The organism is Campylobacter concisus, assembly GCF_002913945.1.
GTDB classification, from domain to species: Bacteria; Campylobacterota; Campylobacteria; order Campylobacterales; family Campylobacteraceae; genus Campylobacter_A; species Campylobacter_A concisus_P.
In genome coordinates, this window is the sequence record NZ_POZK01000005.1 from 1 (window position 1) to 20,949 (window position 20,949).

The 20,949-nt window shown below is 38.1% G+C and carries 21 protein-coding genes; 2 read left to right on the top strand and 19 right to left on the bottom strand.

What is annotated here, in order from left to right; genetic code table 11:
* From CYP64_RS00835 to lpxB, 19 genes are all read right to left on the bottom strand, one after another.
* The coding region (locus CYP64_RS00835) for a Fur family transcriptional regulator (protein WP_103648319.1) at positions 1-320 on the bottom strand (320 nt) is incomplete at its 3' end.
* 72 nt (positions 321-392) lie between these two features.
* Positions 393-2,219 carry a 1-deoxy-D-xylulose-5-phosphate synthase gene (gene dxs, locus CYP64_RS00840; RefSeq protein ID WP_103648320.1) on the bottom strand — a complete coding sequence of 609 codons (1,827 nt, stop codon included), beginning with the start codon at positions 2,217-2,219 and terminating at the stop codon, positions 393-395.
* Positions 2,212-3,075, bottom strand: coding sequence for a flagellar assembly protein FliH (gene fliH, locus CYP64_RS00845; RefSeq protein ID WP_103648321.1), 864 nt, complete (start codon positions 3,073-3,075; stop codon positions 2,212-2,214). The genes dxs and fliH overlap by 8 nt, the downstream gene beginning before the upstream one ends.
* Positions 3,072-4,103, bottom strand: coding sequence for a flagellar motor switch protein FliG (gene fliG / locus CYP64_RS00850; protein WP_103648322.1), 1,032 nt, complete (start codon positions 4,101-4,103; stop codon positions 3,072-3,074). Before fliG ends, fliH begins: the two co-directional genes overlap by 4 nt.
* Complete coding sequence (fliF, locus tag CYP64_RS00855; RefSeq protein ID WP_103648323.1) at positions 4,103-5,800, bottom strand: flagellar basal-body MS-ring/collar protein FliF; 1,698 nt, start codon at positions 5,798-5,800, stop codon at positions 4,103-4,105. The genes fliG and fliF overlap by 1 nt, the downstream gene beginning before the upstream one ends.
* A 4-nt stretch (positions 5,801-5,804) precedes the next feature.
* Positions 5,805-6,902, bottom strand: a complete 1,098-nt coding sequence (hisC, locus tag CYP64_RS00860) for a histidinol-phosphate transaminase (protein ID WP_103648324.1) — start codon at positions 6,900-6,902, stop codon at positions 5,805-5,807.
* Positions 6,902-7,981, bottom strand: a complete 1,080-nt coding sequence (gene pheA, locus CYP64_RS00865; protein ID WP_103648325.1) for a prephenate dehydratase — start codon at positions 7,979-7,981, stop codon at positions 6,902-6,904. Before pheA ends, hisC begins: the two co-directional genes overlap by 1 nt.
* Positions 7,965-9,188 (bottom strand): diaminopimelate decarboxylase, encoded by a 1,224-nt coding sequence (gene lysA, locus CYP64_RS00870; protein WP_103648326.1) that lies wholly within the window; start codon positions 9,186-9,188, stop codon positions 7,965-7,967. Before lysA ends, pheA begins: the two co-directional genes overlap by 17 nt.
* Positions 9,189-9,243: 55 nt before the next feature.
* Positions 9,244-10,308 (bottom strand): LptF/LptG family permease, encoded by a 1,065-nt coding sequence (locus CYP64_RS00875; protein WP_103648327.1) that lies wholly within the window; start codon positions 10,306-10,308, stop codon positions 9,244-9,246.
* On the bottom strand, positions 10,305-10,853 hold the full coding sequence (gene pth / locus CYP64_RS00880) for an aminoacyl-tRNA hydrolase (RefSeq protein WP_103648328.1): 549 nt from the start codon (positions 10,851-10,853) through the stop codon (positions 10,305-10,307). Before pth ends, CYP64_RS00875 begins: the two co-directional genes overlap by 4 nt.
* 11 nt (positions 10,854-10,864) lie before the next feature.
* Positions 10,865-11,401 (bottom strand): 50S ribosomal protein L25/general stress protein Ctc, encoded by a 537-nt coding sequence (locus CYP64_RS00885; protein WP_103648329.1) that lies wholly within the window; start codon positions 11,399-11,401, stop codon positions 10,865-10,867.
* Positions 11,402-11,518: 117 nt separating this feature from the next.
* Positions 11,519-12,511 carry a transaldolase gene (locus CYP64_RS00890; protein WP_103648330.1) on the bottom strand — a complete coding sequence of 331 codons (993 nt, stop codon included), beginning with the start codon at positions 12,509-12,511 and terminating at the stop codon, positions 11,519-11,521.
* Between the two features lie 6 nt (positions 12,512-12,517).
* Positions 12,518-13,144 (bottom strand): phosphoserine phosphatase SerB, encoded by a 627-nt coding sequence (gene serB / locus CYP64_RS00895; protein ID WP_103648331.1) that lies wholly within the window; start codon positions 13,142-13,144, stop codon positions 12,518-12,520.
* 8 nt (positions 13,145-13,152) lie between these two features.
* Positions 13,153-13,650, bottom strand: a complete 498-nt coding sequence (locus tag CYP64_RS00900) for a chemotaxis protein CheW (RefSeq protein WP_085658145.1) — start codon at positions 13,648-13,650, stop codon at positions 13,153-13,155.
* A 9-nt stretch (positions 13,651-13,659) separates the two neighbouring features.
* On the bottom strand, positions 13,660-16,002 hold the full coding sequence (locus tag CYP64_RS00905) for a hybrid sensor histidine kinase/response regulator (protein ID WP_103648332.1): 2,343 nt from the start codon (positions 16,000-16,002) through the stop codon (positions 13,660-13,662).
* Between the two features lie 8 nt (positions 16,003-16,010).
* The gene (locus CYP64_RS00910) at positions 16,011-16,964 is read right to left on the bottom strand and encodes a chemotaxis protein (protein WP_021091802.1); all 954 of its coding nucleotides are present in this window, start codon (positions 16,962-16,964) and stop codon (positions 16,011-16,013) included.
* On the bottom strand, positions 16,964-17,755 hold the full coding sequence (locus CYP64_RS00915) for a UDP-2,3-diacylglucosamine diphosphatase (RefSeq protein WP_103648333.1): 792 nt from the start codon (positions 17,753-17,755) through the stop codon (positions 16,964-16,966). Before CYP64_RS00915 ends, CYP64_RS00910 begins: the two co-directional genes overlap by 1 nt.
* 112 nt (positions 17,756-17,867) lie before the next feature.
* Positions 17,868-18,353 (bottom strand): transcription elongation factor GreA, encoded by a 486-nt coding sequence (gene greA, locus CYP64_RS00920; protein WP_103648334.1) that lies wholly within the window; start codon positions 18,351-18,353, stop codon positions 17,868-17,870.
* Positions 18,354-18,356: 3 nt separating this feature from the next.
* Positions 18,357-19,391 carry a lipid-A-disaccharide synthase gene (gene lpxB, locus CYP64_RS00925; protein WP_103648335.1) on the bottom strand — a complete coding sequence of 345 codons (1,035 nt, stop codon included), beginning with the start codon at positions 19,389-19,391 and terminating at the stop codon, positions 18,357-18,359.
* A gap of 102 nt (positions 19,392-19,493) precedes the next feature.
* Here lpxB and surE point away from each other — a divergent pair, with 102 nt between their 5' ends.
* Positions 19,494-20,261 carry a 5'/3'-nucleotidase SurE gene (gene surE, locus CYP64_RS00930; protein WP_103648336.1) on the top strand — a complete coding sequence of 256 codons (768 nt, stop codon included), beginning with the start codon at positions 19,494-19,496 and terminating at the stop codon, positions 20,259-20,261.
* The gene (locus CYP64_RS00935) at positions 20,261-20,908 is read left to right on the top strand and encodes a tRNA threonylcarbamoyladenosine dehydratase (protein ID WP_103641114.1); all 648 of its coding nucleotides are present in this window, start codon (positions 20,261-20,263) and stop codon (positions 20,906-20,908) included. Before surE ends, CYP64_RS00935 begins: the two co-directional genes overlap by 1 nt.
* Positions 20,909-20,949: the final 41 nt, after the last annotated feature.

The following is a 20,949-nucleotide window of genomic DNA, read 5'->3' on the forward strand; positions in this document are numbered from 1 at the left end:
TTGCCAAGCTCAGCATCATCATAGCTCACGTCCTCAACGCTTCCACAGCTTTCGCAAACCACATGGATATGTGGATATTCGTAGATGTCGTATCTAGCTTTTTGATTGACGATATTTACTTCAACTACAAGACCTTCGTCTTTTAAAGTATTTAAATTTTTATAAACTGTCGCAAGAGAAACCGATGGACTCTCTTTTAAAATCTCATCATAAAGCTCATCAATCGTTGGATGCGTGTGGCGATCAAGAATTCTTAAAACGCTAAGGCGCTGTGGCGTGACTTTTAGCCCAGATTGCTTTAATAATGATACGTATTGCATAGTGCTTTTCCTTGTTTTTATTTTGGCTTATGCTAGCAAAAATAATATTAAACGTTACTTTATTAAATGATATTAATTATTTTCTAGTAAATTTTTGGTAATCTGCTCGGCACTTATACCAAGGTACTTTTCAACCTCGGCGGTTGAACCATGGGGGATAAATTTATCTTCATACTCAAAGCTAATGACGCTTATATTTGAAATTTTATTTTCTTGTAAAAATGCACTTACTATCTCGCCAATACCGCCTTTTTTGGCACTATCGCTAAAGATGTACCACTTTTTAGTGCGTTTTGCAAGATCCAGTAAAAGCTCACTATCAAGCGGCTTTGCAAAGACAAGATCAACCAATATCACATCAAGCTTGCCAGTTAGTAAATTTCTGACCAAATTTGCCCTGCCAACGCCGTTGCCATAGCCTAAAAATACAATATCACTATTTGCATCAGCTAAAATTTCACCCTTGCCAAACTCAAGTGGCTGAGCTTCAAACTCATCTCTTAAGATAAATGCCCCACGCGGATATCTAAATGCGCTAACACCCTTGTAAGAGTAGGCAAATTCCATAACATTTTTCATACTCTCTTCGCATCTTGGGGCAAAAAGAACCATGTTTGGCACAGCGTTTAAAAAGCTTATATCAAACGCACCCTGATGCGTTTCGCCGTCCTCGCCAACAATACCCGCTCTATCCATCGCAAATGTGATGTTTAAATTTAAGATAGAAGCGTCGTGAATGACTTGATCATAGGCCCTTTGCATGAATGTCGAGTATATTGCAACAAATGGCTTAAAGCCCTCTTTTGCCATGGCTGACATAGAGGTGACTGCGTGCTGCTCGGCTATCGCCACATCCCAAAAGCGGTCTGGAAACTCATGTATGAGCGCGTCCATGCCAGTGCCTGTTGGCATCGCGGCCGTTACGCCAACGATATCGCTGTGCTCTCTTGCCATCTTTAAAAGCTGCTCGCTAAAGATCGCCGTGGCTGACTTGTTTGACTGTCTTTTTATAAATTCGCCACTTTTTAGATCAAATGGTCCAACTCCGTGCCAATTTTCGTAGCACCCCTCAGCAAATTCATACCCTTTGCCCTTTAGTGTCTGCACGTGCACAATGACTGGCTTTTTCATATTTTTAGCAGTTTCAAATGTACTAAGAAGCGCGCCTAAGTCGTGTCCATCAACTGGCCCAATGTACTCAAGCCCAAGCTCTTCAAAAAACATACCAGGAGTAATGAGTCTAATGCCCTCTTCGATACGTCTAGCCATATATGCAGCTGAATCTGGCATATAACTTAGAAATTTCTCAACCCTGCCCTTAAATTTTTGATAAAACTGCCCTGCCATCATCTGGCTTAGATACTTACTAAGTGCGCCTATTGGCTTACTTATGCTCATCTCGTTGTCGTTTAGGATGATGACGCAAGGATATTTTCTATCCCCCAGCTCATTTAGCGCCTCGTACGCCATTCCGCCACTTAGTGAGCCATCGCCTATAACAGCTACTGGGATACGATCTTCGTTTTTAAGTTTTATCGCCTTTGCAGCACCAACTGCTAAAGATATAGACGTCGAGCTATGTCCTGCTACAAAGTAGTCAAATTTACTTTCGCTTGGCTTTGTATAGCCGCTGATACCATTAAATTTTCTAAGCGTATCAAAGCTCTCCCAGCGTCCAGTTAGTAGTTTGTGTGCGTAGCTTTGATGGCTTACATCAAAAATAAATGGATCTTTTGTCACATCAAAAATTTTATGCATCGCTACAATGATCTCAACTGCACCGATGTTTGAGCTAAGATGACCGCCATTTTTGCTAACAGTGGCTAAAATTTTATCCCTGATGTCATGACAAAGTGCGTTTAGTTCATCAACATCTAAACTTTTAACGTCTTTATTCATTATTTACCAGCATTTTTAGTTTTTCTAGCCTTGTTTGCATAGTCGCATCGATATTGCCACCATCACTTATAATAACCACACCGCCTTTGCTTATAGCATCATCAGCGCTTATTTTGACGTGCTCATTCTTGCTAAATTGCTCTTTTATATATTCGCTATCTTCGGGATTTACGCGAATTTCTATATTTTTGACATTACTTAGCTCTTTTATAAGCGAGCTTGCTAGATGATGAGCGATCTGATTTGAAGAGGTTGAAATTTCTTTATCGATTACTTCTTTTGCGATTTTTATAGCAGTTTGTCCAAGCTCTTCTTCGATCTTCTTTAAAAACTCATCAAATTTAACGTACTGCTCATCTAGCTTTGTAGCTGAAGCACTAAATCTAGCCTCAAGTTCATTTATTCTTGCTTCATTTGCTGCATTTGTCTGGGCGATACCCTCATTTTTACCATCCTCTTTTGCACGAGAAATTTCAGCCTCAAGGCGTTTAGCAAATTCGCTCTCTTGATTTTCTATTTGCATTTGAAGTTTGATGATGTTGCTACTTAGCTCATCTGTTTTTTTAAGCAGTTCTTCGACAAAGCTTGACTCGCCTCCTTGCTGCATTTGTGAGTTTTGGGGCTGAGAAGCAAAGTGGTTTTGTGAGTTTGTTTGCGTTTGATGGCTAGCTTGAGGAACAAAATTTTCACCCTTTTGCCCAAAATTTTGCTCGCTTAACTCTTCACTAAGATTATTTTCTTCTATCAATACAGGAGCACTATCTGCAGCTCGCTCTCCAACTCCAAGTACTTTAAATCTGTAATTTTCTATAAAGTGAGCTGGAGAAGTTTCACTGGTTATTACGCTGCTTTTCATTCTATCATCTCATCTGCTTCGCCGACTTGGAACACGCCTTGATCAGCTAGAGTTTGTACTGTCTCTACTATGCGTCTTTGAGCCTCTTCAACATCTTTTACACGCACCGCACCAAGATATTGCATCTCCTCTTTGAAGGCTTCTGCTGCACGCTGAGACATATTTGATAAAAATTTATCCTTTATGCCATCGCTTGAGCCTTTAAATGCGACCATAAGGTCTTTTTTATCGACATTTTTAAGAATTTCTCTAATCGCAGTTGCGTTAAGGTTGATAATATCTTCAAAGGTAAACATAAGCTCTTTAATCGTTGTTGCGAGCTTATCATCACTTTGTTCGATGCGTTCGATCGTACTTTTGCTAGCTTTTTGCCCAAGTCTATTAAGCACTTCTGCCACAGCTCTTGGACCGCCAACTTCGACTTTATATGATGTAAGACTTTCAAGCTTGCCTTCAAGTACGGTTGAAACGCGCTTAATTACCGATGGGCTAATATCACCAAGATTTGCCATTCTAATAACGACTTCACTTCTTAGCTCATCTGAGAAGAAGCTAAGCGTTTCAGCAGCACTTGTTGAGTCCATGTGAGCTAGTATTAGTGCTATGGTTTGAGGGTGCTCTTTTATGATAAAGTCTGCAAGCTGTTGTGGTTTTATCTTATCAAGATAGCCAAAGCTTTTTGAGTTCTCCATGCTTTTTGCGAGCTTGTCTAAAATTTTCTGAGCTGTCTCTGGACCAAATGTGCGGTATAGAATTTCTTTTGCGTACTCCAAACCGCCACTTCTCATATATTGATTTGACTGCATTAATGCGTAAAATTCTTCTAGCACAGCACTTGCGACTTGCTTGTCAATATTTTTCGCGGTTGCGATATAGCCTGAAATTTCAGTGATGACATCAACATCCATGTGAGAAAATATAAGAGCAGTTGCCTCTTCGCCAAGCTGAATCAGCAAAATAGCAATCTTTTCAGGCATCGATAGATCATCATAAATCATTTTTTGCTTGTCATTTAGCTTTATTGACATCAAATTTCCTTACGCATATTAAAGTCGCTGTCATTTTTTACCATATCTTGAAGTAGCATTGCTATCTCTTCATTTCTCTCTGTGATGACCGCTCTCATTTTCTCAAGTAAAACATCGTATTTTAGTTCATCTTCATTAAACTCGCCACTAAGTCCTAGTTGCTCTTCGACCTTTTTGCGAGCAGCTTTAAATTTCTCAAGCGTATCTTCAGCATCTACCTCAATATCTTCAAGGCCATCTTGAACTTGCTCCTCTTCTTCTTTTGTCTCTTCAAGCATCTTTTGCATAAATGGCACAATGACTTTTTTGTAGAAGATGTAGAGCAACAATGCTGCGAAAATATATTTTAACAGCGGCATAAATGGCACTACATAGTTATTCACAAAGCCATCCATTTTCTCACTAGCGCTTATATCTTTGCCGGTTTTAAACTCAAAGTTATCCAAGCTTACTTCATCACCTCTATTTTGGTTATAGCCGATTGACTGTTTGATTAAATTTGTGATTGATTCTCTTTGCTCTTTAGAAAGTGGAGTAAATTCCACCTCGCCAGTTGGCTTGCCGTCGCTATCTTTTTTACTCTGATAAAGTCCGTCTATAACAACAGCTGCACTCACCCTATTTATGCTAGCAAACTGCCCTTTGATATTTGTTACTTTCTTTGAAATTTCGTAGTTTGTCTGCTGTGAGCTTTTGTTGTACTGCTCTTTTAAAGTGCTATCATCAAGGCCTTGGACAGGGCCAATGTTGCTAACCGCACCTGGGACGCCACCAACTTCATTTGGTGCTGAGCCTTGGCGCTTTTCCTCGATATTGCTTTCGCTTCTTACGACGTTATTTGGGTCATAAACTTCACTTTTTGTATCTTTTTTGTCAAAGTCAAAGTCGATATTTACCTTTGCTACGACCTTATCTGCTCCGCCCACGATAGGAGCTAGTACATTTACGATCTTTTGCTCGTAATTATTTTCAAACTCGCGCTTATAGCGGATCTGCTGAGCTATAGCGTCACTATCAAACTCACCATCTTCATCGCCAAGTGCGACTCCGTCTTGATTTACAATTTTTACATTTTCTGTGCTCAAGTTTGTAACAGAGGCAGCGACAAGATTTTTAATACCAAAAATTTGCTTTGCATTTAGGCTAACGCCTGGCTTTAGCTCGACTACGATAGACGCTGTTGGAAGTGCTTGACGCTCAGTAAAAACGCTCTCTTTAGGGATAGCGATACGAACAGTCGCTTTTTGGATAGAAGAAAGACTCTCGATCGTTCTAGCTAGTTCGCCCTCAAGCGCTCTTTGAAATTTTACTCTCTGCTCGGCATCAGTCGCACCAAATTCTTGCTTATCAAAAATTTCAAAGCCGATTTTGCTCTCTTTTGGTATTCCAAGCGTTGCAACAGCGATGCGCTCTTTATAAACATCACTCGTTGGTACAAGGATAGTGCCTTCGTTTGCTAGTTTATATTTGATGCCATCTTTGTTTAGCTGATCGACTATTAAGGCTGAGTCGCTTGGGCTGATGTTTTCAAAAAGGACGCTGTAGCCTGCAAAATTTTCATTTTTGCTTTTATAAAGTGTTAAAAATACCAAAAATGCCACGACCAAGACGATCGAGCTAGCAGCAACGATTTTTTGCTTTAATGAAAGCTTTTGATAAATTTGACTTATTTGATGAAGTAATGCTTTAAAATCCATATTCCTACTTTAAAATTTGCTTTAATTCTTCAAAAACTCTATCATTTTGCCAGCTAAGGCCGATGGTGATTCTCACCGCATTTAAGGCGTAGCTTTTTAGATCTCGCAAAATTATACCCTTTTTTAGCATCTTTTCGCATATCTGGCTTGATTTTGGCTCGTTAAATTTAAAAGTTATGAAATTCGTATAGCTTGGGATAAATTCTATGCCATTTTGCTCTGCAAATTCTTCATATCTCTTCATTTGCTCGAAGTTATTTTGCATGGTTTGCTGCACAAACTCATCATCTCCAAGTGCTACTATCGCGGCTCTTAGGCTTGGGGTTGTGATATTAAATGGAGCTCTTAGTTTTGAGAGAGCGCCTATTATCTCTTCATTTGCTACGCCGTATCCTACGCGCATACCGCCAAGCGCATAAGCCTTTGAAAATGTTCCAAGATATATGGCATTTTTAAATTTCACCACCTCACTTGGCTTTATCTCTTTTTTGCTATCTTTAAATTTTGCAAATTCGTTGTAGGCACAATCAAGCACAACAAGCGTGTTTTCATCAACGCTTTTTATAAATTTAAAGACCTCATCTGCGTCCAAACACTCACCCAAAGGGTTATTTGGCAGGCAAAGAAAGATTACTGAAATTTCATCCTTATGTACATTATAAATTTCTAAAAACTCGCTCAAATTATGCTCTACGCTCTTTGTGCGGTAAATTTTTGCTCCGGTTTGCTTTGCATAAATTTCATACATAGCAAATGTCACGCCAGCCATCAAAACGCCACTTTGTTTATTTGCCTTTGCGTGAAGTGCGTATTCTATGATCTGATCACTTCCAGAGCCGATGATTAAATTTTTGCTAGTTACGCCAAATTTCTTAGCCAGTCCTTCTTTTAGCTCAAAGTAGCTATCATCTGGATAGAGATGTGCTTTTTTAGCGACCTCTTTTAGCGCCTCCTCTACGCGTTTGCTCGTGCCAAAAGGATTTTCGTTGCTAGCTAGCTTTATCACATCTTTTGCCTCGATGCCAAACTCTCTAACTACAAGCTCGATCGGCTTTCCAGCCTCGTAATTAACTAAATCATCTAAAAAATCATTAAACTTCATTACTCTTCTCCGTTTAAATAACTCCCTAACCAGCTTATCTCAGCACCACTCTCTTTTGCGAGTTCAAAGGCATTTTGCACCTTCTCATCGTCGATATGCCCTTCAAAATCAAGATAAAACATTGACTTAAATTCGCGTTGTTTTATAGGGCGTGACTCAAGTTTTGTGATATTGATATTTTCATTTTTAAAGATAGAAAGCAGATCAGCAAGGCGTCCTGGACTGTGATCAGTCTTTGCTAAGATCGAAGTTTTCGAGTTTTCAACTCTTGCATTTTTAAAATCGCTTAAAATCAAAAATCTCGTTCTATTTGCCATATTGTCTTCAATCGTCTCATAAACGATCGGCACGTTATAAATTTTTGCTGCGATCTTTGAGCAAATGGCGGCTGAGTTTCTATCCATTGATGCCATATATGCAGCTGCTGCGGTTGATTTTGCTGGAACAAATTCAATTTCGTTTAGCATATGATCTTCTAAAAATTTACGGCATTGATTATACCCTTGCGGATGTGAATAAATTCGCTTTATCTCTTTTAAATTTTCATTTATGCTAACAAAGCTGTGATGGATATCCACATAAAGCTCAGCAACTATTTTTATATCACTGAATTTACTCAAACAATCAAGCGTAGCGCCAACAGCGCCTTCAGTATTGTTTTCAATAGGCACAACACCGTATTTTGCCTCTTTTTGAGCTAGTTTTGTAAAAACTGCTTCGATGGTCGCAAGTGGCAAATATGAACTCATCGCACCAAATCTACTCTGAGCCGCCTGATGCGTGTAAGTACCTTCAGGCCCTAGATATACGATCTTTTGAGGCATTTCTAAATTTCTACTAACAGCAAAAATTTCAAGATAGATGGCCTCGATCGCAGCTTTATTTAAAGCCTTATCTTTACTAAGGCTAGTTAAGCGGTTTATGATAGCTCGCTCACGCTCAGGGCGATATATAGGCGCCCCACTAGTTTGTTTTAGCCTGCCGATTTGCTCAACTAAAATCATCCTTTCATTTAGTTTATTTAAGATGAGATCATCGATCGCATCGATCTCTTTTCTAAGCTCATTTAGCTCTTGCATCAGCGCTCTCCAAAAGTTCTCTCTCAAGTGCCACGACATCTTCAAAGCCCTCGCGTCTTCTTATCAGCCTATCTTTGCCATCAAGTACGCAAACCTCAGCGGCTCTGTTTCTTGTGTTGTAGTTTGAGCTCATACTAAAACCATAAGCTCCAGCACCTTTTACCACGATAATATCGCCACTATCGCACTCTGGCAACTCTATATCTTTTGCTAAAAAATCGCCACTTTCACAAACTGGACCAACCACGTCGCATGGGCCTAAATTTTTATCTTTGCCACAAACAAAAATTTCATGATGAGCACCATAAAGGCTTGGTCTAATAAGATCATTCATCGCGCCATCAGTGATGACAAATCTCTTTTTGCCGTTAAATTTTTCATATAAAACGCTTGCAACAAAGTAGCCAGCATTACCTACGATAAAGCGTCCTGGCTCGCATACGATAGTCACGTCTTGGCCTTTTAGTGCGGCTAAAATTCCTTGAGCATAGTCATATAAATTTATCTCTTTTTCATCGTTATAAATGATGCCAAGTCCGCCGCCAACATCGAAAAATTTGATATCTATCTCAAGTGCTCTTAGCTCTCTTAAAAGCTCACTAACGATATTTGCAGCATCGATTATCGGGCTAAGTGATGTTAGCTGAGAGCCGATGTGAAAATGTATGCCAGTTGGCTCAAGAAACTCTGATGCTTTAGCGTGGATATACATCTTTTTAGCAGTCACCGCATCAACGCCAAATTTATTTTCATTTAGCCCTGTCGAGATATATGGGTGAGTTTTTGCATCGACACCTGGATTTACCCTAATGCTAATTCTTGCCTTTAAGTTTAGCCCTTTTGCGATCTTTTCAAGTCTTAAAAGTTCAGCAAAACTCTCGACATTAATGAGCAAAATTTCATTTTTCAAAGCCTCTTTTAACTCTTCATCGCTCTTACCAACGCCACTAAAAATAATCTGATATCTCTTCGCGCCTGCTAAAAGTGCTCTTTTTACTTCGCCGATGCTAACACAGTCAAATCCGGCTCCAAGGTCGGCTAGAAATTTCAAAACACTTAGATTTGAGTTTGCTTTCACCGCATAGCAAATGAGAGATTTTCTAGCAAAAAATGCATTTTTTAGTGCTTCATAGCGGTTTTTTATGTGGTTAAAATCATAAATGTAAAGTGGAGTTTTGTATCTATTTGCAAGCTCTTTAAAATCCATAAAATAGCCTTTATTAAAATGGCTTGATTTTACAAAAAGCTTACCAAAATTTGGCTTAACGATGCGATTTTATGAGATAAATAGCGTATGCAAAAAGTAAAATAACTGGCAAAACTATGCCAATTTCTGGCAAGATCACGGAAGTTTGTGCAAATTTTGCAAGAATAAAGAGCAATCCCCAAACGACAAGGGTTATCACAACAAAGATAAAAGTCGAAAGCGCAAGATTAAAAAATCTACCGGTCACAGGCAAATGATAGTAAAAAATGAGCAATAAAAATGGTGCAAAAAATGGTGCAATAGCAAGGTTGTAAAAAGCTGTTTTTGCACTATCAAGGCCGATGCCTTCATTCTTAAATGTCTTTATAAAATTTATCGCATCTGGGATATTAAATTTTGAGTTTTCAACACTAACAGCACTTTCAATACTCTTTGGCTTAAAGCCTTTTAACGCATCTAAGCTATCACTTTGTATTTTATTAAAACCAGCTTCACCAAGCTCTAAAATTTGTGGCAAAAGGGTTTGATTAACATCTTTTAAGATCCATTCATTGTCTTTAAAATTAGCATGATTTGCAAATATAGTTGAGAGTAAATTTGTGCCATTTATCTCAAAAATTCTAACATCATTTGCTATTTGATTAACAGAATTTAGCTCCTTTATGTAGATAAATTTGCCTTCAAATTTTAAAAATGAATCATTTGTACTTTTTGAAAAAGCCGTATTTTTAGCGATACTTTTTTGATAGTCGTGTGCATAGGCAAATGGAGTAAAATTTAAGCCAACATAAAAAATAGTTATAAAAAGTGCAATAAAAAATGGTGGAAAAATTAGACTATTTTTACTAATGCCAAGCGCATAAAAACTGATTAGCTCGTTTGAACGAACCATATTTACATGTAAAATAATGAGTGCAAAAATGAGCGAAAGTGGTAAAACATAGCCAATAGCGCTAAGCGATGTAAGCCCAACATAAAGGAGCTGAAGGTTAGCAGATGGTGGCAGATCTTTTAAATTTGTAAGCAGATCAATGCCTACATAAAATAGTTCAAGCGCTAAAAATACGATAAAAAAAGATTTTATATAGACCCAGCCAACATATCTGGCGTATAGTTTCATTTGATAAGACCTTTTTTTATCGTAAATTTTTGCGAGATTTCGTTGATGTCACTCTTTAGTAGTTCACAAACTGCATTTTTTGTATAGGCTAAAATTTCATCTAAAGCCTTTTTCTCCTCATCACTAAACTCTCCAAGGACAAAATTTTTAGCATCACCAAGGTGTCCAATGCCAACACGCACCCTTTCGTACTCGTTACCTATTAGTCCATCGATCGATTTTATGCCGTTATGCCCGCCGCTACTACCGCCTTTTTTAAATTTAACTGCACCAAAACCAAGATCAAGATCATCGTGTATTACGATTATTCTATCTGGTTTATAAAAATCTTTGACCGCTTTTACACTTTGTCCTGAGAGGTTCATAAAAGTTGTTGGTTTTAGCAAGATAATGTCATTAAATTTAAAAACTTCGCCTTGGAATTTGGCTGAGCTAACATCTTTGTAATTTGAGTCTTTTAGAAGATCTATAAGCATAAAGCCTATATTGTGTCTAGTGTTTTCATATTTGGAGCCAGGATTTCCCAGCCCCGCTATTAGTGTCACAAAAGCCCTTTTTATTTAGCTTTAATAACTCCAAGTACCGCAACACGGTCAGCGTCGATAATAGTGACGCCTTTAGGAGCTGTGATATCACGAACCAAAATCGTATCATCAATGTCAAGTTTGCTTACATCAACATCAAATGAATTTGGTAAATTTTCAACTGTGCATTTTACGCAAAGACGTCTTTTTGATTGGATCAAAACGCCCTTATTTTTAAGACCAATAGGTGTTCCAACTGGCTTAACTGGGATCATATATTTTGATAAAACGCCTGGAAGTGCTACTTTTAGATCTACGTGTTTAAGATCGCTTGTAACAACATCTCTTTGGTAATCAACAATAACGACATTATAAACTTTTCCGCCTACTTTTACATCAAAAGCAAGACTCTCTTTTTTGCGTGCTTCTTTAATAAAGTCATTTACTTTAAAAGCAGCTGCAACATTCTCTAATCCCTTGCCATAAATGTTGGCGATTAGATAACCATCTCTTCTCAAAGCCTTCGCAGACTTCTTACCGATACTCTCTCTAACGATACCTTCTAACATCGTTTTCCTTTCATAAAAAATAGGTGCTGATTTTATCCAATGCTTTATAAATTTCACATAAAGCTTGTTTAAGAATGATCGCTTTTGCTGTTTGTGTATTAGCTTGGGCTTCTTTGTTTAAAGTGATTTCATAATATCATCAAATGCTGATACAAACTGCTTTAAACCATCGCTTAATAAATCTTTATAAACGACATTTATATCTATCTCATTATTTTTTATAATCTGGAAAAAGCTTGAGATATTTTCTTTACTAGGAACATTTTTTGCCTCTGCTTTTTCTTTTATAAATTCTTTTATCGTCTCTAATGGTGCTGTATTTATAGAATTTTTATACATTAGCTCTCTAACGTAATAATCCCCTCTTAAACCACCACCTTTTACGCCTGTGCTTGCAAAAAGTGTTCTTACATTTTCTAGTCCAAAATCTTCGATCAGGTGGTATATATTTGCAGCATTCATTATGCCAATTTGTCCTGTTGGCAAGCTCTTTGCAGCCATAACCTCATCAAGCTTTCTATCAAATCTACTTACAAAAACACTTATCACACCTTTTGGCATAGTAGTATCCATAAAGCGGCTTGCATAAGCCTTACTACCTTCTTTAAATGCTTCAAGGCAGTTTTTAGCCTGATCTGGTGAGAATATAAGCGTAGCATTTACACTAATTCCCCTTGCCATAAGCGCGCTCATCGCCTCATAACCATCTTTTGTAGCTGGAATTTTTATCATAACATTTGGCATTGATATTAGATTATAAAGTCTGATACCTTCCTCTATCGTTGCGGCTGTATCGTCACTTAAATTTGGATCAACCTCAATGCTTACAAAGCCATCATCGCCGTTTGCATAATTTCTTAACATTTTACATGCTGCGATTTTTATATCTTGAGTAGCCAAAATTTCATAAAGATCTTTTGGATGGCGTTTATTGCTAGTTTCTATTATCTTTTTATAAGCAGGTGAAGCAAACGCTGTTTTAAAAATAGCTGGGTTGCTTGTAGCACCGTTTATAATATTATTTTCCAATAAAGAGTTAAATTCGCTTTGTAAAAAATTTCTCTCTATAAAATCACACCAAAGAGAGAATTTAGCTTCGTTGTCATACATTAATTTCTACCTTATAAATTTTAAAATTTCACGCAAGTCTTTAACATCAACACAATGTGTCGCTTCTTTTTTTAAGATATCTTTTGCACAAAATGCAATGCTAAGGTCGCACTTTCTAAACATTGATATGTCATTGGCCCCGTCCCCAACACACATTATCTCGTCCTTGCCTAAATTTAATAGTCCACACAAGCGATCAATCATATCTCCCTTTGAACTACCAAACATCATCTCTCCGCCAACTTCACCACTTAAAATTCCATCTTTGTGGTGCAAAATATTTGCAAAATTTGCATCAAAATTAAGCTTTTTTTGCATTACATCGGTTGCATTGTGAAATCCACCGCTAAAAACCACAACTTTGACACCTTTTTGCTTTAAAGCTTCTATTAGCTCGCTAGCTCCTGGCATTATGGGTAAATTTTTGCAAATTTCATTTACTTTTAAAAGTGGCAATCCTTTTAAAAATTTTACTCTTTTTGTAAGACTTTCAAAAAAATCAAGCTCACCGTTCATCGAACGCTTAGTTATATTGGCTACTTCTTCACTAGCATTATTAGCGGCGGCGAGAATATCTATCGTCTCGCCGTCCATTATTGTAGAGTCAAAATCAAAAACACAAAGTTTTATCAAGTTATACCCTAAAAATCACGTTTCAAAAGGCTTTCGACCTTCAAGATCGTAAGGATATTTTGGTCGCGCTTTCCGATACCATAAATCATGCCTTTGTCTTTTACTAAAGTCTCTGGTGGCGGATCGATCCTATTGCGGTCTATTCTAATAGCCTCCGTCAAGCGGTCTATCACAAAGCCAGCGATATTATCCGCATCTTTCATAACGATATATCTTGTGCTTGGGCTTTGTTTTGTGACATTTAGTGAAAAACGCTTACGCAAATCAATAAGCGGAATAACATTTCCGCGTAGGTTAAACACGCCAAGAACATAATCAGGCACACTAGGAACACGTGTATATTCAATAGGTTTGATTATCTCTTGGATATTTAAAATAGGTATCGCGTACTCTTCCTCACCGACAACAAATCCTACTAGCTGAACTATATCCTCATTATTTTTTAACTCAGGACCATTTATTTGCTGTTTTTGTTTACTTAAAACTTGATTTAGTTTATTGTTCATCCCTTACCCCTAAGCTAATTTTATATTCTTTCTAACGACATTTTCTAAGTACTCGGCTGAATATGGTTTTGTAATATACTCAGTCATTCCAACTTCTACGCCACGCAATCTATCTGTTTTTGACGTCCTTGATGTAACAGCAATAAGTGGTAAATTTCTATACTTAGAGTATTTTCTAATTTCGCCAGCCAGTGTATATCCATCCATTCTTGGCATCTCAATATCTATCAAGATCGCATCAAAGGAGTGCTCTCCAGATTTTACGATATTTAATGCCTCAACACCGTTTGTGGCTTCTATTATCGTTACCCCAGTTGGTTCAAGCGCTTTTTGCATGATAGTTCTATCCATTTTTGAGTCATCAACTATCAAGACTTTATAATCGCTTGGTTTTTCCTTTGCTTTTGTGCTATCTTCTATTTCGGCTCTAATATCTACCTTGATATCTTTTGCCATCTCCATCATAGCACCAACATCAATAATCAATGTCACACGGCCATCACCTCTAATAGTAGCACCGGCAATACCTGGGATATTTTGCAAATAATCGCCCATTGACTTAATAACAATCTCTTCTTGTCCAACCAAAGTATCGACAATAATGCCTAGTTTTGCTTCAGCAACACCGATTATTACGACATAAGTTTGATCTCCACCATCAAATGCCTTTTCAACGCCAAATACGTCAGAAAGTCTAACAAGAGATAAGACTTCATCTCTTAGCCTTAGTACATTTTTGCCATCGATCGTGTAGATATCATCAATCGGTACACGAACAGTTTCAAGAACACTAGCAAGTGGAATAGCATAAAATTCTTCTTGCGTTCCAACAAGTAGTGACTGAATAATCGCAAGCGTGAGTGGAATTTTAAGCTTCATAACTGTACCTTTTCCAACTTCACTTTCAATATCAATGATACCGTTTAGTTTTTCGATATTAGTCTTAACAACGTCCATACCAACACCACGGCCAGATACGTTTGTGACCTTTGCCGCAGTTGAAAATCCTGGTCTAAAGATAAGTCCAAATGCCTCTTTTTCGCTCATCGCATCAGCTTCGCGCTCAGTGATGATGCCTTTTTCTATCGATTTAGACTTAAGCATGTCAGCATCTAGACCCTTGCCATCATCAACTATCTCAACAACGATGTGGTTGCCTTCATTGTAAGCTTTTAGTTGTACAAGACCTTTTTCAGGCTTGCCTGCTGCCTTTCTTGTCTCAGGATCCTCGATACCGTGATCGCATGAATTTCTGATGATGTGCACTAGTGGATCGCCGATCTCTTCTACGATTGACTTATCAAGCTCAGTCTCTTCACCTGAAATTTCAAGATCGATTTGCTTACCAAGATCGCGGCTAAGATCGCGTATCATACGTGGGAATTTATTAAAGACTTTTGCTATTGGAAGCATTCTTGTCTTCATAACTGCAAGCTGAATATCAGTCGTCACTAAGCTTAGACTTGAAACTACTTGATTTAGCTCTTCAAGGAATTTCTCACCCTCATATCTCTCTTCCACGTCATCATAAATTTTTAATAAGCGGTTTTTACCAAGAACAAGCTCACCAATTAGGTTCATTAAGTGGTCAAGTCTTTTTACTTCAACGCGTATAGTTTGTTCCTGTGCTACTGCACCGCTGCTTGCTGCTGGGACCTTTTTATCTCCGTCTTTTTCCTTACTCTCTGCTTTTGCAGCTGGAGCTGAAGTACTACTTGCGGCTGGGGCTATCTCGCTAGGAGATTTTGGAGCTATACCTTTTGAAGCACGCCTTGCTTGATCCTCAGCCTTTCTAACTTTTAAGAGTCTTTCTATTTCTGCTTCAACTTCTGAATCACTTAGCTTTGAAAGCTCAGCATCACTTATCTCTGGTACTTCTTCGGTAGGCGCGGCTGGCTCTGGCTCTGGTGTTGGCTCAGCTACCGGTGTGGCAGGAGCTTCAGGAGCTGCTGCTGGGGCTTCGCCTTCAGAAATTTGAGTAAGTCTTGTGCAAATATTTTTAATATCAATGCCAGCAGCTGTATCATTTCCATGATCCCTAATGCTGCTTAACAAGCCTTTCATCATATCAACCGACTCAAGAACTACGTCCATAATGTCTGGAGTGATCTTTAGCTCGCCTTTTCTAGCTTTATTTAAAACATCCTCCATATGGTGAGTAAGCTCTGTTAAAACATCAAAATTTAAAAAGCTTGAGCTACCTTTTACTGTGTGAGCAACGCGGAAAATTCTATTTAATAATTCCAAATCTTCAGGGTTTGACTCAAGCTCAACAAGGTCGTGATCTATCTGCTCAATAAGTTCGAAAGCCTCTATTAAAAAGTCTTCCATTATTTCTTTCATATCATCCATGTTTCACCTCATTTTGCAGATTTAGAATGTGCTTCAATAACTTTTAGCACTTCTTGATAAAATATGCTCGCATCAAATTTTGTAAGATACGCCGCACCACCAGCTTCTTTGCTCTTGATTTCACTAAAATCATTACTCAATGAGGAGTTAAATACTATTGGAACTTCTTTAAATCTTTCATCATTTTTAAGAGTTGAAGCAAAGCGGTATCCATCCATCTGTGGCATTTCGATATCACTTAAGATAACTCTAAGCTCTCTTGATAAGTTATCTCCATATCTTTGATAAAGTTCTTCCATTCTCTCCAAGCCCTCAACGCCGTTTTTAGCCTCAACCACGCTAAGTCCCATCTTCTCAAGTGCGTCTTTTACTAGTTTTCTAGCAGTTGAACTATCATCTAAAACTAAAGCAGCACCTTTTAATTTTTGATCGTCTGTTACATCAAATTCGATCTTTGGTGAGTAAATTCCAAGCTCTTCAACAATACTTTCAAGATCAAGGATAAGTAAAACTTCATCATTTTCTATTCTTGTCACGCCTGTTATTTTGCCTTTATCTAAAGCGCCAGAGCCTGAAGCAAAATTTGCAGGCTCGATATCTTTCCAGCTTATACGCCTGATCCTTTTTGCCTCATGGACGATAAAACCGATCAAAATACCACTAAACTCAGCAATAATAACACGTGGCTTTATAACTACGCCTTCGGTTGGCTCGATAATATTCATCCATCTTGCCAAATTTATTACAGGGATCACCACACCCCTTAAATCAAAAATTCCCTCGATATACTCGGGAACGCCAGGAAGCTCTGTAAGATTTGGCATCTTAATGATCTCCCGCACCTTTGCGACATTGACTCCGTATATTCCTTCATATACTTTGTTTTCGGTCTTTTTAAAGATACGAAAATCAACAAGTTCCATCTCGTTTGAGTCCGTTTTTAGTACGTTATCTCCAAACATCAATGTCCTTTCAAACTCATTTTGAGCAAATTTAACTTTTGCTGGGCGTATTCTACAACAAAATAACTTTGCTCGCATGCAAAACAAGGTAAATTTATATAAAATCTATCATAAATACTAAATTGCCTACCTTGATGATAGTGCCCTTCTATTATTATATTAGCGTTGTAACCGCGTAAATGCCTGCTCATTAACTCTTCAAAATTAGGAATTTTGTAGTCTAAATTTTTCTTAGTAAGCCTAGCTAGTATCGCTTTTGATATTTTAAAATGTAAAAATTTATCCAAAGCATTCATAAATTTTAAAAACCATTTTACACGTAAAAATCTAAGTGCGTATTTATCTATAAAAGGTAAAAATATATCGCCGTGTGCGATCTGGACGCGCTCTTCATTGATCGTCTTAAAATTTGCAGGCTGTGCAGAAATGTCATAGATTTTGACATTTTTATAGCTTTGCACCTCATGCCCATCCCAAAAATCTCTTGTTTTATTAAATAAATTTGAAAGTCTAAAGTCGTGATTGCCCTCAAAATAAAAGATCTCTATCTTTTCTGAAATTTTATTTATAAGTCTCAAATGCTCAGCGTAGAAATTTATAGTGTATTCGCTCTCGCCACTTAAAAAATCAAACATATCGCCTAGTAAAAAAATTTGTGGCGGCTCTGGAATTTTTCCGCTATCAATGGCGTGCAAAAATTTTAAAAAACCATCTCGATTTACATTTTCGTGTGCGTCGCCTATAAAAATCGCACCATCTTTAATAACGGGTGTGTATAAATATTCACTCAAATTTGGCCTTAACTAAAAGATATAAATTTAACCCATTTATGAGCCAAAAGATTGCATAATGGCTATTATCAAGCATAAATTTTGGCTCTAGTAATATCACTTTTTACGATTTTTAATTAAATTTTATAGGCTTGTAGCAGATCTTTACGATCTCAACGTCGCTTCTACCCTTTGGTAAATTTAGCACCACTTCATCGCCCTCAGCCTTGCCTAAAAGTTGCTTTGCAAGAGGTGAGTTTATCGAGATATAGCCTTTATCTATGTCGCTTTCACTAATACCAACTATCGTGTAGGTATGTTCTATTTCAGTTTCCTCGTCCATTATCGTAACACTTGAGCCAAACCTAACTCTATCATGCTCGTAGCTACTTGGATCGATCACTTCGGCATTTGCAAGGAGCGAGCTAAGCTCTGCTATCCTAGCATCTATGAATGCTTGCTTTTCTTTGGCAGCATGGTACTCGGCGTTTTCTTTTAGGTCGCCGTGACTTCTTGCGATATCTATCTCAGTTACTATTTGAGGACGCTGCACGAGCCTTAAATCCTTTAGTTCAGCTTCTATTTTTTCATATCCGTATATTGTCATTGGTTCACTCATTTTTTACTCCATATTCTTTAAAATTTTTACTACATTTTTGCTGCTGCCATGTGATAAATACTCTCTCAATTCATCACAGCCTTTTAAAAATTTCTGCCTATCGCAGCACTCATAGGCTTTAAGTAAATTATCAACTGTCGCAAATTCTTGTATAAACTCCTCATGAAGTGGCTCTTTGCCCATGAAGTCAAACATTATATTTGCAAGTCCTGCGTGCTTGATCTTTACAAATTTTCTAGCGATGAAAACATCTATGGCTTTTGCCTTGTAAGCTAGCACAAATGGCGTACCAATGAGTGCTGCTTCAAGCGTGGCCGTACCTGAGCAAATAAACGCAAAATCACTATCATACAAAGCCTCAGGAGTGTTTGAAACTATCTCAAAATCGCTTGTATCACCATAAATTTCACCCACTTTATCAAGCAAAAATGGTGGCACGACAAGTAGCCTCCTAGCCTCTATCTTTTTAGCAAGCTCCCTATAAACTGGCATAAGTCTTGAAATTTCAGACCTTCTTGATCCCGGCAAAAACGCTACTTTGCCACTGCTGCTTAGGCTCGTTTTTTTTAGCCTTATCTCATCCATCAAAGGATGTCCAACATATGTTGAACGGCCATAAAATTTGGAGTCAAATGGCAGAATCGAAGCAAGGTTGTCACAATACTTCTCAACTGCACTCACACGCTTTGGCTTCCATGCCCAAACTTGTGGCAAGATGTAGTATGTCACGGCCGCCTTTACCCCAGCCTCTTTTATCGCCTTTGCAAGAGGTAAGTTAAAAGCTGGACTATCGATAAGTAGCACTGCATCGGCCTCTTTTGCCATCTGGCTCATCACTTTCATCGCCTTTTTTGCTTTTAAAATGAGCGGTAAAACTTCAACAAAGCCCATCGCAGAAAACTCGCTGCTTTTCATATATGGTGTGCCAAATTCTTCGCTAAAAATTCCCATTAGTTCAAATTCGCCCTCGAAATTTTTCAAAATTTCTTTTAAATGCAAATTTGCCGATGGCTCAAGAGCGGAGACTAAAATTTTCATTTTCACACTTTCGGTTGGTCTTTTTTTAGGGGCATTATACGCAAAAATTCTTTAAAATTTTAAGAAAGCTGTGATAAAATCCAAGCCTTTAAAGGATAAAATTTGAAAGAAATTTTGATAACAAATGATGATGGATTTGAGGCGGCTGGACTACTTGCTCTAAAAGAAGCTTTGAGCGAATTAAAAGACGTAAATGTCACGATCGTAGCTCCAAGCTCAGAAAAGTCAGCCTGCGCTCACTCGCTAACTCTCACAAGGCCACTTAGATTTATCAAGCTTGATGATAACTTTTTTAAACTTGATGATGCTACACCAAGTGACTGTGTCTATCTTGCGCTTCACGCACTTTATAACAAAAAACCAGACCTTGTAATAAGCGGTATAAACCACGGAGCAAATTTGGGCGAAGATATAACCTATTCTGGTACGTGTGGAGCAGCGATGGAGGGTGTTTTACAAGGCATTAAAAGCATTGCATTTTCACAGTTTTATACCAACAACTCATTAAATGAACTGGGGTTTAATCTAGCAAAAGAAGTTGTAAAATTTATCGTACCAAAGGTGCTAGAGGGTGAAATTTTGCCAAATGCGAGGGAATTTTTAAATGTAAACATCCCAGCCGTAACAAGCAAAAATTTCAAAGGTTACACCGTCGTACCAGCTGGCAAACGCACCTATGCTACGCACGCTACGCTTAACCGCAACCCAAGAGGAATCGAGTACTACTGGCTTGGAAATGCAGCACTTGACTACGAGGGCGGTGAGCCAAGTGACATCAGCAAGGTAAATGAGGGCTTTGCGACGCTCACACCAATAAAACTTGATATGACTTCCTATGAGAGTCTAGTTGCGCTGCAGGGGAAATTTTAATGCAAAATGATAGATTTACAAGGATAAGATGGCTCTTTGGTGAGGATGGTTTTAGCAGGCTTCAAAGCGCAAAAGTGCTAGTTTGTGGAGCTGGTGGTGTGGGCGGAATGTGCGTGGATGCGCTTGCTAGAAGTGGAGTTGGGCATATCACACTAATCGATAAGGACACCTTTGACGTAACAAATCAAAACCGCCAAATTTATAGCGAAAATACCGGAAGCGTAAAGGTAGATGAATTTGCAAAGGTTTATCCTTGTATAACGCCTATTCAGACGCTAATCACGCCAGAATTTATTGCTAGCTTTGACTTTGGTAAATTTGATGTGGTTATCGATGCGATAGATGATATAACAGCCAAGATCGCCCTTGCAAATGCGGTAGATCCTGGCAAATTTATAGCCTCTATGGGTGGGGCAAAAAGGATAGATCCAACCAAGATAAAAGTAGCCTCAGTGTGGAAAACATCGGTCGATCCGCTAGCTAGAAAATATAGATATGAGCTGAAAAGATCAGGCTTTAGCGGTAAATTCGATGTGGTCTTTTCAACAGAAGAGCCACGTTGCAAGCCGCTTGGAAGCTTCATGGGCGTGACTGCTTGCTTTGGGCTAAATTTAGCTTCACTAGCTGTTAAAAAGATAGTTGGGTAGTAAGTCAAAAATTTACTCTCTGAGCAAAATTTCAAATTAAA

Excerpts from the sequence above, each read along its gene's own strand:
- dxs (WP_103648320.1), bottom strand. The coding sequence starts at position 2,219 with ATGAATAAAGACGTTAAAAGTTTAGATGTTGATGAACTAAACGCACTT.
- fliH (WP_103648321.1), bottom strand. The coding sequence starts at position 3,075 with ATGAAAAGCAGCGTAATAACCAGTGAAACTTCTCCAGCTCACTTTATA.
- fliG (WP_103648322.1), bottom strand. The coding sequence starts at position 4,103 with ATGTCAATAAAGCTAAATGACAAGCAAAAAATGATTTATGATGATCTA.
- fliF (WP_103648323.1), bottom strand. The coding sequence starts at position 5,800 with ATGGATTTTAAAGCATTACTTCATCAAATAAGTCAAATTTATCAAAAG.
- hisC (WP_103648324.1), bottom strand. The coding sequence starts at position 6,902 with ATGAAGTTTAATGATTTTTTAGATGATTTAGTTAATTACGAGGCTGGA.
- pheA (WP_103648325.1), bottom strand. The coding sequence starts at position 7,981 with ATGCAAGAGCTAAATGAGCTTAGAAAAGAGATCGATGCGATCGATGAT.
- lysA (WP_103648326.1), bottom strand. The coding sequence starts at position 9,188 with ATGGATTTTAAAGAGCTTGCAAATAGATACAAAACTCCACTTTACATT.
- CYP64_RS00875 (WP_103648327.1), bottom strand. The coding sequence starts at position 10,308 with ATGAAACTATACGCCAGATATGTTGGCTGGGTCTATATAAAATCTTTT.
- CYP64_RS00885 (WP_103648329.1), bottom strand. The coding sequence starts at position 11,401 with ATGTTAGAAGGTATCGTTAGAGAGAGTATCGGTAAGAAGTCTGCGAAG.
- CYP64_RS00890 (WP_103648330.1), bottom strand. The coding sequence starts at position 12,511 with ATGTATGACAACGAAGCTAAATTCTCTCTTTGGTGTGATTTTATAGAG.
- CYP64_RS00900 (WP_085658145.1), bottom strand. The coding sequence starts at position 13,650 with ATGAACAATAAACTAAATCAAGTTTTAAGTAAACAAAAACAGCAAATA.
- CYP64_RS00905 (WP_103648332.1), bottom strand. The coding sequence starts at position 16,002 with ATGGATGATATGAAAGAAATAATGGAAGACTTTTTAATAGAGGCTTTC.
- CYP64_RS00910 (WP_021091802.1), bottom strand. The coding sequence starts at position 16,964 with ATGTTTGGAGATAACGTACTAAAAACGGACTCAAACGAGATGGAACTT.
- greA (WP_103648334.1), bottom strand. The coding sequence starts at position 18,353 with ATGAGTGAACCAATGACAATATACGGATATGAAAAAATAGAAGCTGAA.
- lpxB (WP_103648335.1), bottom strand. The coding sequence starts at position 19,391 with ATGAAAATTTTAGTCTCCGCTCTTGAGCCATCGGCAAATTTGCATTTA.
- CYP64_RS00935 (WP_103641114.1), top strand. The coding sequence starts at position 20,261 with ATGCAAAATGATAGATTTACAAGGATAAGATGGCTCTTTGGTGAGGAT.